Consider the following 14,653-nt stretch of genomic DNA (forward strand, 5'->3'; position numbering starts at 1 on the left):
TTCAAAATTTTACATTCTTTTTACTGCTTCATTTACAGCCACTATCAACGGTAATAACGCTTTCTGTGCGTTTGCTCAGCCTTATGCTCACGGTAAAACCATACCCCGACAGCAATCAGCAGCAACCACGGCAGCAGCTTAAACATCACCCCAATCATGCCCACAACCGCCATGACGACAAAACCGGCAGCAACCGCCAACGCCATACCCAATATACTCACACCGGTACATACCAACACCACAGCAAACACTAGCAAAAATAGAAACTCGATCATCGCTCTCTCCCCTTACATTCAATGAGATCTTTGGCAACATCATGCACCTTGTATGACATAGACACTGCACAAACCAGACCAAGTTTCCATAAGCCACTAAATTCATAAAAATCAAAGCATTAAAAAAGGCCCTCTACTAAATAGAGGGCCTTTTCTTGAGAGTTGTGGTATTTTTCGCCAACTATTTGGCTTAATTCACCATTAGGGTTCCACAGCTTTACACGTCTAGGTGAGCCGGGATTTTCGCCATCGCCTGCTGAAGTACCTCAATTCCAGAACCTGGTTTGTGGGCATTTTCACTGATATGACGACGCCATTGGCGCGCGCCAGGCAAGCCCTGGAACAAGCCCAGCATATGGCGGCTAATGTGATTTAGGTAAGCCCCTTTCGCTAATTCACGCTCAATATACGGGTACATTGCTTCCACAATTTCACGGCGCTTTTTCACTGGCTTATCAGAGCCGTACAAACGCTGATCAACCTCAGCCAGCAAATAAGGGTTTTGGTAGGCTTCGCGGCCAACCATAACACCATCCATGTGCTGAAGGTGTGCTTCAATCTCTTCCATGGTCTTCACACCACCATTGATCCCCATGGTCAGGTGCGGAAAATCTTTCTTAAGCTGATATACACGCGGGTAATCCAGAGGTGGGATCTCGCGGTTTTCCTTCGGGCTCAAACCGCTCAACCAAGCTTTACGGGCATGGATGGTAAAGTCTTCACAACCGCTTTTTTCGCTGACAATGCGGATAAAGTCGGTCAAAAACTCGTATGAATCCTGATCATCAATACCAATTCGAGTCTTTACCGATACAGGAATATCCGCCACTTCGCGCATCGCCGAGACACATTGCGCCACCAAATCGGCTTCACCCATTAGGCATGCACCGAAACGACCATTCTGCACACGATCAGAGGGGCAACCAACGTTTAGGTTAATCTCGTCATAGCCACGCTCTGCCGCCAGCTTAGCGCACTGGGCCAGATCAACCGGGTTTGAACCACCCAGCTGCAATACCAGCGGGTGCTCTTCTTCGTTGTAGGCCAGGTAGTCACCCTTGCCGTAAATAATGGCACCCGTGGTCACCATTTCGGTATACAGCTGAGTACGCTCACTGATCAAACGATGGAAATAACGGCAATGACGGTCAGTCCAATCGAGCATCGGTGCAATAGACAAACGACAATCTGGGTATTGACCCAACTGTGGTTGCTCATCATTAGACTGTTCATTCATTACAACAGCAGTATCTGTCATCGGAAACCTCATTATCGACCGCTAAATCTCTCGTTCAAGGCACTTTGGGAAGGATCCTCCCATGCCATGGATCTCACAACGCTGCGAGGAGGCGGATTCTACCCTATTACAGCCTCTATCCCAAATCACATCGCCATGGCCTATAAATTCTAGGCAACAACTACTGTAAACCCCAACACTTCACATTAGTATATAGGTCATGGCAATCATTTCAAAAATCAAAATAAAATCAATAAAAACAAGCACATAAAATCTACATTCGTTTACACGTACAGCTTTATAACCAGTTAGAACACCGGTAACTAAAAACCCCTTAAAAAGCTGAACACGCTCAGTAAGCAATTGAAAAGATAGACATAAAACCCTTAGCCGACATCAAACCCAAACACCAGAACAGCTTTTCGTTGAGATTCACCCTCATAGCTGCACGGCGTATTGACGAAATACTCCTGTCATGAAAACCAGTAAAAGGATCATAATAGGCTCAAAGCTTTGATTAAAAGGATCATAATAGGCTTAAAACTTCCACTAAAAAGAACATGATAAGATAATTACTAACAGTAAAAATAACATCATGTTCCAATTAATCCCAACAGCCAAATCAAACCACCATAAACCACTGATTTTAAACAAAATGGTTATTTACCACCAATAGGCAAATAGCCAAGTCACCTTAACCAGTAAAAAGCCCAAAAAGCTGAACACCAAAATAAACCCTTACCAATCAACATCTTAAACCACAAAAGTGCCGACACCACACACTTGTACACCTTTTAGCTGATATAAAAAGAAATGCTGAACACGCATACAAATGGCTTTGAGCCGGGCTAAAAACACAACCACCAGCTGTTGTTTTCAGGCGTGATTAACGGAATCGCCATAACAAAGGTCACTTTGGGCATGAGTGTGGTAATATGTAAGACTTATCGCTTGTATTTTGAGGTTATATGGCAAATAAAGGTCAGTTGCTGGCAACCGCCCAGCAGCTCTGTGAGCAACGAGGAGTAAGACTGACACCTCAAAGACTGAAAGTTCTGACTCTGATCATCGAACACCACAGTTCCATCAGTGCCTATGAACTCTTGGATTTGCTGCGCGAAAGCGAACCCCAAGCCAAGCCGCCGACGGTTTACCGAGCGCTGGACTTTCTTCTTGCCCAAGGCTTTGTCCACAAAGTCGAGTCAACCAATAGCTATATTGCCTGTTGCTTACTGGGCCACGCTGATCATTGTTCCCAGCTTCTTATCTGTAGCCAGTGCGGTAACGTCGAAGAGTGCCATGACGAAGAGCTTGCCAAGCTCCTTCGCCAACGCGCCGAGCAGCGAGGCTTTGAGGTCACTAACCATGTCGTTGAAAGCCATGGTGTTTGCCAGCAGTGTAAAAACAAGTAAGTTATTTTATTCAGACAGAGATCGTCGTTATTAAATTATGCGCGCAGAATTCGTAAACCCTTTCTTAGCGTCACTGTTGAATGTTCTTAAAACAATGGCGTCAATGGAGCTGGCTCCTCAGAAACCCCGGCTAAAAAAAGATGAAGTAGCCAGAGGCGATGTCTCAGGCTTGATTGGTATGGTCGGACCGAAAACCAAAGGTTCGATGTCGATCACCTTTGATGAAGGCCTGGCACTGGAGATCATGCAGAGAATGCTGGGCGAACGCCCACACAGTATTAACGAGGAAGTCACTGACATGGTCGGTGAAATCACCAATATGGTGACAGGTGGTGCAAAACGCATTTTGGCCGAGAAGGGTTACGAGTTCGATATGGCCACGCCTGCCGTCGTCTCAGGCCGTGGCCACACCATCACTCACAAATGTGATAGCGCCATCATCATCATGCCGTTTGATTCCGAATACGGTAAAGCCTTTATCGAAATATGCTTTGATGGCTAACCTCCCCACCTAGGCTCTCCTTTAAACTTCAGCCAGCCTCGCTGGCTGAAAGTATTTCCCGAAGCATATCATTAAACTTATCACTTTGATTTTTATGTGAAGTTGCCACAACTCTCGAACAAAAAATCTACCAACTGTCATATATTCGATCTAGACTCGATATGCTGGATAGGCATCAAGACACTTATGATTTGATGTCCCCCTGCGCGCCTTTTTGCTTACCCGTAGGGGCTAAGCAAGGAAATACCCTCATTCAAAGGAAAGAACGTAACATGAACAAACTGACTGGAACCGTTAAATGGTTCAACGATGAAAAGGGCTTTGGCTTCATCTCCGGTGCTGATGGCAAAGATGTATTCGTCCACTTCAGTGCGATTCAGGCCCAAGGCCGTCGCAGCCTGCAGGAAGGTCAAAGTGTTGAGTTTATCGTGACAGATGGTCAGAAAGGTCCACAAGCTAGCGAAGTTGTTGCTCTGTCTTAATGCCGCCAACTAACTCTTCATAAAAAAAACGCCGCTAAGCGGCGTTTTTTATTGTCTCAACAACTAATGGCCCTTACTGGCGCCATTGTTTGAATGCATTAATCAAACCGTTGGTTGAGCTATCGTGGCTCGCCACCGCTTCTTCACCACCTAGTTCAGGTAGGATCTGGTTTGCTAGCTGCTTACCAAGCTCTACTCCCCACTGATCAAACGTGAAGATGTTCCAGATTACACCCTGAGTGAAGATCTTGTGCTCGTAAAGAGCAATCAGAGAGCCCAATACCGCAGGGGTCACTTGCTTAACAAGGATAGAGTTAGTTGGACGGTTACCGTCAAATACCTTGAATGGTACTAGCTCTGCCACTTCTTCCTGAGTTTTACCTGCCGCCAGGAATTCTGCTTCAACCTGTGCTTTGGTCTTACCAAATGCCAACGCTTCAGTCTGGGCAAAGAAGTTCGCCATCAGTTTTGGATGGTGATCGCTCAGCGGATTGTGGCTCATAGCCGGTGCAATGAAGTCACAAGGGATCAGTTTAGTCCCTTGGTGGATCAACTGGTAGAACGCGTGCTGGCCGTTGGTTCCTGGTTCACCCCAGATAATTGGACCCGTTTGGTAGTCAATCGGGTTACCACCGCGGTCAACACACTTGCCGTTTGACTCCATGTTGCCCTGCTGGAAGTACGCCGCAAAGCGGTGCAGGTACTGATCATACGGCAAAATCGCCTCAGACTCAGCGCCATGGAAGTTGTTGTACCAAATACCGATCAGAGCAAGGATCACAGGCAGATTCTGCTCAAGCGGCGTTTGGGCGAAGTGCTGATCCATTTCATGGGCACCGCCAAGCAACTCAGCAAAGTTGTCAAAACCAATAGATAGGCTGATAGATAGACCAATCGCCGAACATAGCGAATAACGTCCACCAACCCAGTCCCAGAACTCGAACATGTTATCGGTATCGATACCGAACTCTGATACTGACTGAGCATTAGTTGATAGCGCAGCAAAATGCTTAGCGACGTGAGTTTGATCACCAGCGGTAGCTAGGAACCAATCACGTGCAGAGTGCGCGTTAGTCATCGTTTCCTGAGTGGTGAAAGTCTTAGAAGCAATCAAGAACAGCGTCGTTTCAGGGTTAAGTTCTTTAAGTGTCTCAGCAATATGAGTGCCGTCAACATTCGATACGAAGTGCATGTTAAGACGAGTTTTGTATGGTACAAGCGCTTCGGTCACCATATATGGACCAAGGTCCGACCCACCGATACCGATATTAACTACATCGGTGATCTCTTTACCGGTATAACCTTTCCATTCACCGTCAACAATACGTGCAGTAAAGGCTTTCATCTTTTCCAGTACCGCATTAACGTTTGGCATCACGTCTTCACCGTCAACCAGAACCGGTGTGTTGCTGCGGTTACGCAGCGCCGAGTGCAATACCGCGCGTCCTTCTGTTTGGTTGATCTTTTCACCGCTAAACAAATCAGCAATCGCAGCTTTAACTTCTGTCTGCTCAGCCAGGGCAAATAGCTTACCCATGGTCTCTTCAGTGATCAGGTTCTTGGAGTAATCCAGTAGGATGTCATCGCCAAAGTTGGCCGAAAACTTATTGAAACGCTCGCTGTCGCTCGCAAAAAGCTCGCTGAGCTGAAGGTCCTGTGCGTCTTCGAAGTGTGCAGTCAGCGCTTTCCACGCCTCAGTATGGGTCGGATTGATGTTTTTCAACATGATGAAATTCCTGATTTTTAATTGTTAATCCATTAATCTTGTTAGCATTATCCAAGTAATGGATCCCCGATTTTAGTAAATGTTATTCGTTATGTTGACCCTAGTGTAGCTCAACTTATCAGGCCAGCTAAATTTTTGTAATTTTACAACTTATGAATGATTATGACGTGAAGGGATACCTACCTTCATTGCGTCAGGTCACGAAATTCGAGAGTAAGTTGCAGGGGCAAAAGACCGCCATGTATTCAATCTCTGTGGCATATCTTGCTCTAGTATCTGTAAGGATAATAACGATGTGGTACCAAAAAACAATCCAGCTTCGTCCACGAGCCCGTGGCTTCCACCTTATAACCGATGAAATTGAACAACATATTCCGGCACTGGCCCAGATCAATATCGGCCTGGCTCACCTCTTTATTCAGCACACCTCGGCCAGTCTAACGCTCAATGAAAATGCCGACCCGACTGTACGCAGCGATATGGAGGCGCACTTCAACCAAGCCGCTCCCGAGCGCGCCCCATACTACCAGCACACCTATGAAGGCGATGATGACATGCCGGCCCATATCAAGGCCTCAACACTTGGAACCAGTGTCAGTGTACCGATCAGCCATGGCAGGCTGGCATTAGGAACCTGGCAAGGGATTTATCTGGGAGAACACCGAGACCAGGGCGGTAGCCGGCGGGTCGTGATCACTCTGCAGGGAGAATAATGCCTAACGGGCGAGCTGGGGAAAGGAGGCTACTCAGGATCACCACGGAAAGGTGGGCTTCTTGCGAGGTTTACGCTTCTTCTCGATATCAACGATACAGAGGAAGTCTTCATGAAACTGCGGAAGATCGAGGATCGCCTTTGGCACGAATAGCTGCACCTTCGAGTCGGCCAGAATAATGGTCTGCAGCGTGTCTGCTGGCATACACACAATCTCGCCAGCAGTCAGCTTCACCCCATAATTGAAAAACACCTTGCCGTTGTTACCGACGGATTTAACCAGGGGGTAGCCAAACAGGGTCAGAGGCTCTGCCGTTAACTTAATTGTTTCGTTGAAGGTCGCTTCGATATAAAACAGTTCGGAATTGATCTGCTCGGCTAATTTGTCGACTTCATGTTTGATGGCCGCCGAGAAGACCCATTCATTGAGCACCGGCTCCCATTTGCCGCCGAGCTGCAAACAACGCTTATATACAAAGCGGTTCTTTCGCCCCGTGGCCAGAGTACAAATGTCGATGTTCCCCTGCTGCTCAAAAGGCATCAGCAACCGGAACACGCTATCGTTGGCATGGTGGATATAACGGTCTGATATCTCTTCAGCATGCAGCATGAAGGTGCCTAAAGGCAGAGTCTGGCTATTTTCATCAATAATGATACGGCAGTGACCTGTCCCTTTTCTGCACAGGAAATAGGACTCTTTACGCTCTAGCACTGTGAATTCTTGCATCGACCCAAACCTTATAAAAACAAAACAGCGCTATATTGCGAGCATGGCATAAGGTTAGTCAATCTCGTCGATAACCACATGGCTGTTACTCGACCTCAGGGATTGGATCCTGTCGAAAGTTTCCCCTAGCTTACCCGGTAGCTTATAACCATGTGCGATTCGGTCATCAATATCCTTATCTGTCTCTGATTTGGGGATATTATTGGTCACTTCGCTGATTGCCGACTCCCTTTCATCCAGCTTGATATCACGATCATAAATTTCCACCTCCTCAAACGCCTCGAGGTAGAGCGTACGGAATTCTGCTGCGATATGTTTTTCAGACAGCGTTCTGAGCTTAGCCGATTTACGTTTGCTGATATAGTTCTCAACCCGGCTAACCGGTTTTTTCAGCGTCAGTATGTTGGTCCGAGCTTCGAGGATCTCACGATCGGTCGGGGTGTCCTTCAGCGCTTTGAATACTGCAAAAGAAGGCGGCCACTCCTGACCTTTCTTCAAGCGCTCATCTAGATTGTCTTTGAGCCGGCGATAACTATTGCGATCTAGCGAGGCGGCAAACTGCATCAGTCTTTCACCCGGCTCATCACCGAACTCCTGGCGCACCTTGCTCTGCCCGAAATTCATGTTCATATCATACCAAAACTGCATGATTTTCTTTTGGCTGGTTCCGGTGTACTTATCCAACATCACCTGAGTTTTCGGGGAAAACCCCGAGATCCCTTGGCCCTCAGCTGAAAAGCTTATCGCCCCGGTATCATCCGGTTTTGGGACTGGTGCCGTTGCCCTGACAGCAGGTGCCGTCGGCTCTCTCTGAGCGGGAGCGGGAGCAGAAGGCGCTGACGTCTCACTTTTGCCTGATTGCTTGGGTGCTTTAAGCTCGCTTTTAATTCGATTCCAATACTCGGCGTGCGTTTCACTGATGTTCTTTGGCGAACTCATAGTAAGTCGTCCCCTTCGTCGTCACTCTTAAAGTTAAAGTTAGCAATCTTTTCTTCCAAGATATCAATGGCACCACGTTTCACAGCCTGAGGTCTAGAGGCTGGGCGGTTATAGCCCTGCTTGTAACTTTTTTCGCTATGAAGATGAGAGTGGAGACGACTTCTTAGCTCATCAAGTGAATAGAGCTGTTTGCTTGGTGTTTCCTTGATACGTTCGATAAACGATGCCCAAACCTGAGTTTGGTTGCCATAGCCACTCTTGAACATCACAGCTTCGGCCCAAGGCTCAATCACATTCGGGGAGAGTTCGAGAATATTGATCGCTTTACCTGAAATCGTCTTATTCACCGGAGTAACTTGAGAGCGATGGAAACTAGATACCCGCTTGGCATTGCTATATACATCTTGATGGGGCTGGGCATAGCCCGCGTTGCCTTGCGGCGCGCTGTGCTCAACCGCGCGATGCTCCACATAAGTATCGATGTTCAAGCGTCCATTTATTTTGCCGCTGGTACGATAGCTTGCCGATGCCTTGTTGACCCCAATGATCAGCTGCTCCATCGACAGCTTGGCGATCAGGTTGTCAATCATACTCTCTGAGGCACACATCATCTCTTTAAGTTGGGACATGCTAGTGATGAAGGCACCGTCTCTGTCCGATAGCTCTGCCAGGGCAACCAGCAGCAGCTTATCTTCAAGGTTAACGGTTTTTTGGCTCCAGGCCTTTTCGAGATATTTCGATGACATGAGTATCTATACCAGAGAATTTATGGATAACGGCGAGACAGAAGACATATTGTAACAAACACAGACGGTGGTACGAACAAGTATAGCGCAGATTATTTCTTGACCAGACAGACACCGAGCCCGTAAACCGCCCGCTATCGCATTATGCGACACAAGTAGAACAGCAAGCTCGCCATCAGGCCAACGGCTAGAAAGGCTGGTTGATCATCACCCGGAACAGGCTATCCTCGCTACCCCAAGCCATTTCAGTGCGCACGACAATTCCTTCGACCTGGAAGCGCACCGCCCCGCCCGCGCTCCATTTCATATCGCGGTGCAACTCTGCAAGGTCGTACTCATCAGCCACCCGACCAACATCAACAAAGGCGACCCACTGCCACCAAGGCACGTCATACCATTCGAATACCGGCCAATCTTCCAGCGGCTGCCAGTCAGGCATCACCCGGTACTCCATGCTATAGCTCAATGCCGCTCGGTCGACAAAACGACCACCGGAAAAACTGCGTAACCGGTACAAGCCACCAAGACGGTTTCCCGCATAGGCCGGTGGCCGGCGGAATTCTTGTTGGCCATTGACCTGTTCCGTGCTATTCCAGCTTGGGGTATCGGCTGTATACATATTCAATGCCAATACTTGCTGATCGAACAACTCGCCCAGATTGCCGAATGACCAGAACCAACTCTGCTCAAACTCCCATTTCCACCAGCTTGGACGCTCACTGCTGCCGGGATCAACGGTCACCGAAAATTGGCTTTGGCTCCCCTCGGTCGGGTTGCGGGTATTATTGCGGTTATCCCAATCAAACCGGGTCTCCACTCCCCACACCTTCTCAGCCTCGCTAAAGTCAGCGGGCTCAATCTGCGAAGTGGGAAGATCGTCGAACTCTCGACCTTGATAAAATGGTCTAAATTCCACAGAACTCACCCCACTGTCCCAAGGCGTATAGCCCGTGAGCTTACGCACCGGCATCAGGGCTGCACGGATCCCCTGACTGTCCCCAGCCCCCAGAGGCAAGATATAGCGCATCGACAACCGGTACTGGAACTCCTTGGCATCAGCGATTACTTTGTCATTCGCACTGGAGTCATTACCCGAAGACTCACCCAGGTAGTAATCAAATTGCTTGTAATTAGCATCAAACAGTTCAGCCCCGAACAACCAACGGCTGTCTTGGCTAAGGATATAGTTGCTGGCCCCCAAATAGGTCAACCAGGTTCCTTTCTCACTGTAGACCCCAGCCCCGAGCAAGGCAGCTTGTGGCTGGCCTGCCCCCTTGAGCAAACCAGCCATCCCCACAGACAGCCCCATGGCATCGGTCGAGAAAGCAAAAGGGACGAAAGCCGTCTCAGGCTCCCATGTCGGCCAGCTATCGGCCATGCTAGTCGTTGAGCATGAAAAAGCCGCAACCATTGCTGCGGCTTTGATGATTTTTGTCATTTTAATGGGATAATTCGTTAATCGATTATAAGTAAGCCATTGCGACTCTTGATGTTAGTTTAGTCACCAACTCATAGGCAATAGTTCCAATATGCTCAGCTACGATTTCTGCTGGCAAACCCTCTCCCCACAAGATGGCCTCGTCACCTACCTTGTCGGTACTATCCGGGCCCAGATCGACCGTCAGCATATCCATCGACACCCTGCCTGCCATCGGGACGACACGGCCATTGACCAACACCGGCGTACCATTGGGTGCGGTACGCGGGTAGCCATCACCATAACCAATGGCAATCACCCCGACCTTGGTATCACGTTCGCTGGTCCAAATACCACCATACCCTACCGACTCGCCTTGCTTGACGTCACGGACAGCAATCAAGCTAGAGGTCAGCGTCATAACGGGCTGCAAACGGTATGAATTGGCTCCACGGCCGGTTTCGGCAAACGGAGAAACCCCATACATAATGATCCCTGGGCGAATCCACTCTAGGTGGCTATCCGGCCATTCCAATATTCCCGCAGAAGCCGCTAGAGAGCGCTCTCCCCGGCAACCATCGGTCAAGGCCATAAAGGCATCGATCTGGCGTGGTGTCACTTTGCTTGCAAGCTCATCGGCACAGCCGAAGTGGCTCATATAGCGCAGCGGCTTGGCAACATTATCGCAAGCATGAAGCCGCTCGACAAAATCGGTATATTGCTCAGGGCGGACACCGAGGCGGTGCATGCCGGTATCGATTTTCAACCACACCACCACCGGGCTATCAAGTTCAGCTTGCTCCAGCGCCTCGAGCTGTTCAATGGAATGAACGACAGTGTGGATATTGTTGGTTACCAGTACCGGGAGATCCGACGGGGCATAAAATCCCTCCAGCAGCAACACCGGCTTGACGACACCCCCTGCGCGCAGGGTCAGGGCTTCTTCAATACGGGCAACACCAAAGCCATCGACGTCGGGTAGGCTTTTGGCGACATGCTCCAACCCATGGCCATAGCCATTTGCTTTCACCACCGCCAGGATCTTGCTGTTTGGTGCCTGGCTGCGGATTTGCTGCAGGTTGTGAGTCAATGCCTCGGTACGAATATACGCTGTTGCCGCTTTCATCTTTGTTCCTACTTATTAATGCCCCGGCAAACCGGTATAACATCATGTGGCGGTATATACCCATGTAACCTCAAGATACTTGGATATAAACCTTATTCATCATCAAAGGCTGGACCGGCGTAATTATCGAACCGGGAATACTGGCCTTGGAATGTCAGTCGCACGGTACCAATCGGGCCGTTACGCTGCTTACCAAGAATGATTTCGGCAATGCCCTTCAGGGCACTGTCTTCGTGATAAACCTCATCACGGTAGATAAACATGATCAAGTCGGCATCCTGCTCGATGGCACCCGATTCACGCAAGTCCGAGTTTACCGGACGCTTATCTGCACGCTGCTCCAACGAGCGGTTCAACTGCGACAGCGCGACCACTGGCACATTGAGCTCTTTGGCCAGAGCTTTGAGCGAGCGGGAGATTTCCGCAATCTCCAAAGTACGGTTATCTTGCAGGCTTGGTACCCGCATCAGTTGAAGGTAGTCAATCATGATAAGGCTAAGCCCCCCATGGTCACGGGCAATACGCCGTGCCCGCGAGCGTACCTCTGTCGGAGTCAGGCCAGAACTGTCATCGATATACATGTTCTTCTTTTCCATCAGAACACCCATAGCAGAAGACACTCGCGCCCAGTCTTCGTCATCGAGCTGCCCGGTACGGATTTTGGTCTGATCGACACGTGCCAACGAGGCCAGCATACGCATCATGATCTGCTCCGATGGCATCTCCAGCGAGAAGATCAAGACCGGCTTTTCTTCCGACATCGCTGCGTTCTCACACAGGTTCATGGCAAAGGTGGTCTTACCCATCGAAGGACGGGCTGCAACGATAATCAAGTCCGACCCCTGCAAGCCAGCCGTCTTTTTATTCAGGTCAGTAAATCCGGTTGTCACCCCGGTCACACCGTCTTGCGGCGATTGATAGAGGATCTCGATACGCTCAAGGGTCTTTTCTAGGATCCCTTCAACATTCTGCGGCCCCTCATTTTCCGAAGTACGCTGCTCGGCAATGGCAAAGACCTTGCTTTCTGCCATATCCAGCAGCTCTTCACTATCACGACCTTGGGGATCATAACCGGCATCAGCGATCTCATTGGCGACGCTGATCATGTCACGGATAAGCGCACGCTCACGGACAATCTCGGCATAAGCTAAGATATTGGCTGCTGATGGCGTGTTTTTAGCAAGCTCAGCCAGATAGGCGAAGCCACCGACATCCTCAAGTTGATCGGCCGTTTCAAGGTGCTCGGACAAGGTGATCAAGTCAAGCGGGTTGCCGCCCTCCAACAAGGCGGCTACACCTTCGAAAATAATCCGGTGAGGGCGACTGTAGAAATCTTTGGCTACGACTTTCTCGGCAACAACATCCCATTTTTCGTTGTCCAGCATCAAGCCGCCGAGGACCGATTGCTCTGCCTCGAGCGAATGCGGCGCCATCTTGATTGCGTCCATCTTGGAGTCTTTCTGGGGGTTCGGTTTGCTATTCTCTGCCATAGAAATTGAAATGATTGCCGGAAACTAGGCCGTGCATTATACCTTAATTCACAAAGAGTCTATCTATCAATATAGCGTTGATGGCGATTTTCCCGATTGAAATGCCATATTAGGCGCTTACAAGCTAATAGGTACATTCAGTTAGCATTTCCTGACCAAAATATGACATAAATCGGTTACACTGCTTTGTTTGGTAATTGTTTGTTTCAACCGATGAGGAGGCCGCTTGGCAAGAACCCTGTTAGCTCTATTACTGCTTGCCAGCACCCATGCCAATGCCGCCACTAGCGATGAGCGCCCAACCCGGATCCCGCCGCCATTAACTACCGAGCTGGAACTTGGCTACCAGTCTCTGGGGGGAAACTCGGACTCGCAAACCCTCAACACCCGAATCGGCGGCACCTACCTCAAGAACCAGTACCGACATAGCGGCGAATTGCGTTTCCTGCTGGCCGAAAAAGACGGTGAAGAAGACAAGCGCAAGGGCCAGATCGAACTGCAAAGTGATAAAAAGATCAACGAACGGACCTATGTGCTGGGCAACGTCAACTATGTTGATGATCGCTATGGACCTTATTTTACCGACTTCACGATTGCAACCGGTATGGGTTACCAGCTCATCCGACGGGAGACCTTACAGGTAGAAGTAGAAGCCGGCCCAGGCTACCGACATCAGGAGCCCAATCTCGATGAACTCGATGATGACGACATTGTCGTTAGGGATACGGTGGATGAGCTAATTCTCCGTGGCAGTGCCAAAATGACCTGGAAACCGTCGAAAACCGTCGAGATCGGTGTCCGACTCACTGGTATTGCCGGCAACAGTAACAGCACAATGGAAGCCGAGTTCAATCTCACGACGGATATCAGTGACTTTGCCGCCATCAAGATCAGCAACAACCAGAAGCTCAACAGCTGGGTGCCCGAAGGCTTGAAAAAACGCGACTCTGCCATGACTGTGAACTTGCTGTTCAAAATGTAATTCTTGCCACGGCCCAACGGCTTTCACCCCTTCACACCCGTTTCACTGTTTTTCAGGCATAAAAAAACCAGCCCGGAGGCTGGTTTTAAGCTACCAACAAAAACGTTATTAGTCTTCAGCAACAACGTTTAGGTTAGCAGTTGCGAATACGTCAGAGTGCAGCTGGATGCTGATCTCAAATTCGCCAGTCGTACGTAGTGCACCTTCTGGTAGGCGAACTTCGCTCTTCACTACTTCAACGCCAGCCGCAGTAATTGCGTCAGCGATATCACGAGTACCGATAGAACCGAATAGTTTACCTTCGTCACCAGCTTTAGAAGCGATAACTACAGCTTCAAGCGCGTTGATTTTCTCAGCGCGTGCTTCAGCAGCAGTCAGTTGCTCAGCAACTTTAGCTTCTAGCTCAGCACGACGAGCTTCGAACATTTCAACGTTAGCTTTAGTAGCCATTACTGCCTTGCCCTGTGGGATAAGGAAGTTACGAGCAAAACCCGCTTTAACGTTAACCTGATCGCCAAGGCCACCTAGGTTACCGATTTTATCAAGTAGAATAACTTGCATTATCTTGTCCTCTTAAACTTAATTAAACCGCTACCGATTACAGATGCTTATCTGTGTATGGTAGAAGTGCTAGGTAGCGAGAACGCTTGATAGCGCGAGCTAGCTGACGCTGGTATTTAGCGCGAGTACCAGTGATACGGCTTGGTACAATTTTACCAGCTTCAGTGATGTAGTTTTTTAGAGTTGCTACGTCTTTGTAGTCAATCTCTTGTACGCCTTCTGCAGTGAAACGGCAGAATTTACGACGACGGAAGAAACGTGCCATGGGCTATCTCCTGATCTAAATTTTTTCAATGTGGTTGACATGTAACACTAATTA

General features: G+C 49.0%; 16 protein-coding genes. 5 read left to right on the top strand and 11 right to left on the bottom strand.

What is annotated here, in order from left to right; all coding sequences use genetic code 11:
* Positions 1-44: 44 nt before the first annotated feature.
* Both pspG and dusA read right to left on the bottom strand, forming a co-directional pair.
* Positions 45-275, bottom strand: a complete 231-nt coding sequence (gene pspG, locus ACVA58_RS25785; RefSeq protein ID WP_446513124.1) for an envelope stress response protein PspG — start codon at positions 273-275, stop codon at positions 45-47.
* Between the two features lie 217 nt (positions 276-492).
* Complete coding sequence (dusA, locus tag ACVA58_RS25790) at positions 493-1,512, bottom strand: tRNA dihydrouridine(20/20a) synthase DusA (protein WP_446513147.1); 1,020 nt, start codon at positions 1,510-1,512, stop codon at positions 493-495.
* A gap of 968 nt (positions 1,513-2,480) precedes the next feature.
* On the opposite strand from dusA, the gene zur reads away from it, so the two are divergent.
* The 3 genes from zur (at position 2,481) to ACVA58_RS25805 (ending at position 3,908) form a co-directional block, all read left to right on the top strand.
* Complete coding sequence (gene zur, locus ACVA58_RS25795; protein ID WP_446513125.1) at positions 2,481-2,924, top strand: zinc uptake transcriptional repressor Zur; 444 nt, start codon at positions 2,481-2,483, stop codon at positions 2,922-2,924.
* A gap of 37 nt (positions 2,925-2,961) precedes the next feature.
* Complete coding sequence (locus tag ACVA58_RS25800) at positions 2,962-3,426, top strand: chemotaxis protein CheX (RefSeq protein ID WP_255044256.1); 465 nt, start codon at positions 2,962-2,964, stop codon at positions 3,424-3,426.
* 272 nt (positions 3,427-3,698) lie between these two features.
* Complete coding sequence (locus tag ACVA58_RS25805; protein ID WP_255044255.1) at positions 3,699-3,908, top strand: cold-shock protein; 210 nt, start codon at positions 3,699-3,701, stop codon at positions 3,906-3,908.
* A gap of 73 nt (positions 3,909-3,981) precedes the next feature.
* Here the strand turns inward: ACVA58_RS25805 and pgi are convergent, their stop codons facing one another.
* On the bottom strand, positions 3,982-5,634 hold the full coding sequence (pgi, locus tag ACVA58_RS25810) for a glucose-6-phosphate isomerase (protein ID WP_446513126.1): 1,653 nt from the start codon (positions 5,632-5,634) through the stop codon (positions 3,982-3,984).
* Positions 5,635-5,927: 293 nt separating this feature from the next.
* Between pgi and ACVA58_RS25815 the strand changes: the two genes are divergently transcribed.
* Complete coding sequence (locus ACVA58_RS25815) at positions 5,928-6,347, top strand: secondary thiamine-phosphate synthase enzyme YjbQ (RefSeq protein ID WP_446513127.1); 420 nt, start codon at positions 5,928-5,930, stop codon at positions 6,345-6,347.
* Between the two features lie 39 nt (positions 6,348-6,386).
* On the opposite strand, the gene ACVA58_RS25820 is transcribed toward ACVA58_RS25815, so the two are convergent.
* The 6 genes from ACVA58_RS25820 to ACVA58_RS25845 all read right to left on the bottom strand — a co-directional run bounded on the left by ACVA58_RS25820 (position 6,387) and on the right by ACVA58_RS25845 (position 12,791).
* Positions 6,387-7,073: a hypothetical protein gene (locus ACVA58_RS25820; RefSeq protein ID WP_446513128.1), complete on the bottom strand. Its 687-nt coding sequence runs from the start codon at positions 7,071-7,073 to the stop codon at positions 6,387-6,389.
* Positions 7,074-7,127: 54 nt separating this feature from the next.
* Positions 7,128-8,012, bottom strand: a complete 885-nt coding sequence (locus ACVA58_RS25825) for a hypothetical protein (protein WP_446513129.1) — start codon at positions 8,010-8,012, stop codon at positions 7,128-7,130.
* The gene (locus tag ACVA58_RS25830) at positions 8,009-8,758 is read right to left on the bottom strand and encodes a hypothetical protein (RefSeq protein WP_446513130.1); all 750 of its coding nucleotides are present in this window, start codon (positions 8,756-8,758) and stop codon (positions 8,009-8,011) included. Before ACVA58_RS25830 ends, ACVA58_RS25825 begins: the two co-directional genes overlap by 4 nt.
* Positions 8,759-8,945: 187 nt before the next feature.
* Complete coding sequence (locus tag ACVA58_RS25835; RefSeq protein ID WP_446513131.1) at positions 8,946-10,196, bottom strand: BamA/TamA family outer membrane protein; 1,251 nt, start codon at positions 10,194-10,196, stop codon at positions 8,946-8,948.
* A 25-nt stretch (positions 10,197-10,221) separates the two neighbouring features.
* Positions 10,222-11,301, bottom strand: coding sequence for an alanine racemase (gene alr, locus ACVA58_RS25840; protein ID WP_446513132.1), 1,080 nt, complete (start codon positions 11,299-11,301; stop codon positions 10,222-10,224).
* 92 nt (positions 11,302-11,393) lie between these two features.
* Positions 11,394-12,791, bottom strand: a complete 1,398-nt coding sequence (locus tag ACVA58_RS25845) for a replicative DNA helicase (protein ID WP_107351039.1) — start codon at positions 12,789-12,791, stop codon at positions 11,394-11,396.
* A gap of 226 nt (positions 12,792-13,017) precedes the next feature.
* Here ACVA58_RS25845 and ACVA58_RS25850 point away from each other — a divergent pair, with 226 nt between their 5' ends.
* Positions 13,018-13,773 (top strand): DUF481 domain-containing protein, encoded by a 756-nt coding sequence (locus tag ACVA58_RS25850; RefSeq protein WP_446513133.1) that lies wholly within the window; start codon positions 13,018-13,020, stop codon positions 13,771-13,773.
* Positions 13,774-13,881: 108 nt separating this feature from the next.
* On the opposite strand, the gene rplI is transcribed toward ACVA58_RS25850, so the two are convergent.
* Positions 13,882-14,334, bottom strand: coding sequence for a 50S ribosomal protein L9 (gene rplI / locus ACVA58_RS25855; protein WP_107351036.1), 453 nt, complete (start codon positions 14,332-14,334; stop codon positions 13,882-13,884).
* A 37-nt stretch (positions 14,335-14,371) separates the two neighbouring features.
* On the bottom strand, positions 14,372-14,599 hold the full coding sequence (rpsR, locus tag ACVA58_RS25860; RefSeq protein ID WP_005421136.1) for a 30S ribosomal protein S18: 228 nt from the start codon (positions 14,597-14,599) through the stop codon (positions 14,372-14,374).
* Positions 14,600-14,653 lie beyond the last annotated feature (54 nt).

This window comes from Photobacterium sp. DNB22_13_2 (genome assembly GCF_052873915.1).

Excerpts from the sequence above, each read along its gene's own strand:
- pspG (WP_446513124.1), bottom strand. The coding sequence starts at position 275 with ATGATCGAGTTTCTATTTTTGCTAGTGTTTGCTGTGGTGTTGGTATGT.
- dusA (WP_446513147.1), bottom strand. The coding sequence starts at position 1,512 with ATGAATGAACAGTCTAATGATGAGCAACCACAGTTGGGTCAATACCCA.
- zur (WP_446513125.1), top strand. The coding sequence starts at position 2,481 with ATGGCAAATAAAGGTCAGTTGCTGGCAACCGCCCAGCAGCTCTGTGAG.
- ACVA58_RS25800 (WP_255044256.1), top strand. The coding sequence starts at position 2,962 with ATGCGCGCAGAATTCGTAAACCCTTTCTTAGCGTCACTGTTGAATGTT.
- ACVA58_RS25805 (WP_255044255.1), top strand. The coding sequence starts at position 3,699 with ATGAACAAACTGACTGGAACCGTTAAATGGTTCAACGATGAAAAGGGC.
- pgi (WP_446513126.1), bottom strand. The coding sequence starts at position 5,634 with ATGTTGAAAAACATCAATCCGACCCATACTGAGGCGTGGAAAGCGCTG.
- ACVA58_RS25815 (WP_446513127.1), top strand. The coding sequence starts at position 5,928 with ATGTGGTACCAAAAAACAATCCAGCTTCGTCCACGAGCCCGTGGCTTC.
- ACVA58_RS25820 (WP_446513128.1), bottom strand. The coding sequence starts at position 7,073 with ATGCAAGAATTCACAGTGCTAGAGCGTAAAGAGTCCTATTTCCTGTGC.
- ACVA58_RS25825 (WP_446513129.1), bottom strand. The coding sequence starts at position 8,012 with ATGAGTTCGCCAAAGAACATCAGTGAAACGCACGCCGAGTATTGGAAT.
- ACVA58_RS25830 (WP_446513130.1), bottom strand. The coding sequence starts at position 8,758 with ATGTCATCGAAATATCTCGAAAAGGCCTGGAGCCAAAAAACCGTTAAC.
- ACVA58_RS25835 (WP_446513131.1), bottom strand. The coding sequence starts at position 10,196 with ATGACAAAAATCATCAAAGCCGCAGCAATGGTTGCGGCTTTTTCATGC.
- alr (WP_446513132.1), bottom strand. The coding sequence starts at position 11,301 with ATGAAAGCGGCAACAGCGTATATTCGTACCGAGGCATTGACTCACAAC.
- ACVA58_RS25845 (WP_107351039.1), bottom strand. The coding sequence starts at position 12,791 with ATGGCAGAGAATAGCAAACCGAACCCCCAGAAAGACTCCAAGATGGAC.
- rplI (WP_107351036.1), bottom strand. The coding sequence starts at position 14,334 with ATGCAAGTTATTCTACTTGATAAAATCGGTAACCTAGGTGGCCTTGGC.
- rpsR (WP_005421136.1), bottom strand. The coding sequence starts at position 14,599 with ATGGCACGTTTCTTCCGTCGTCGTAAATTCTGCCGTTTCACTGCAGAA.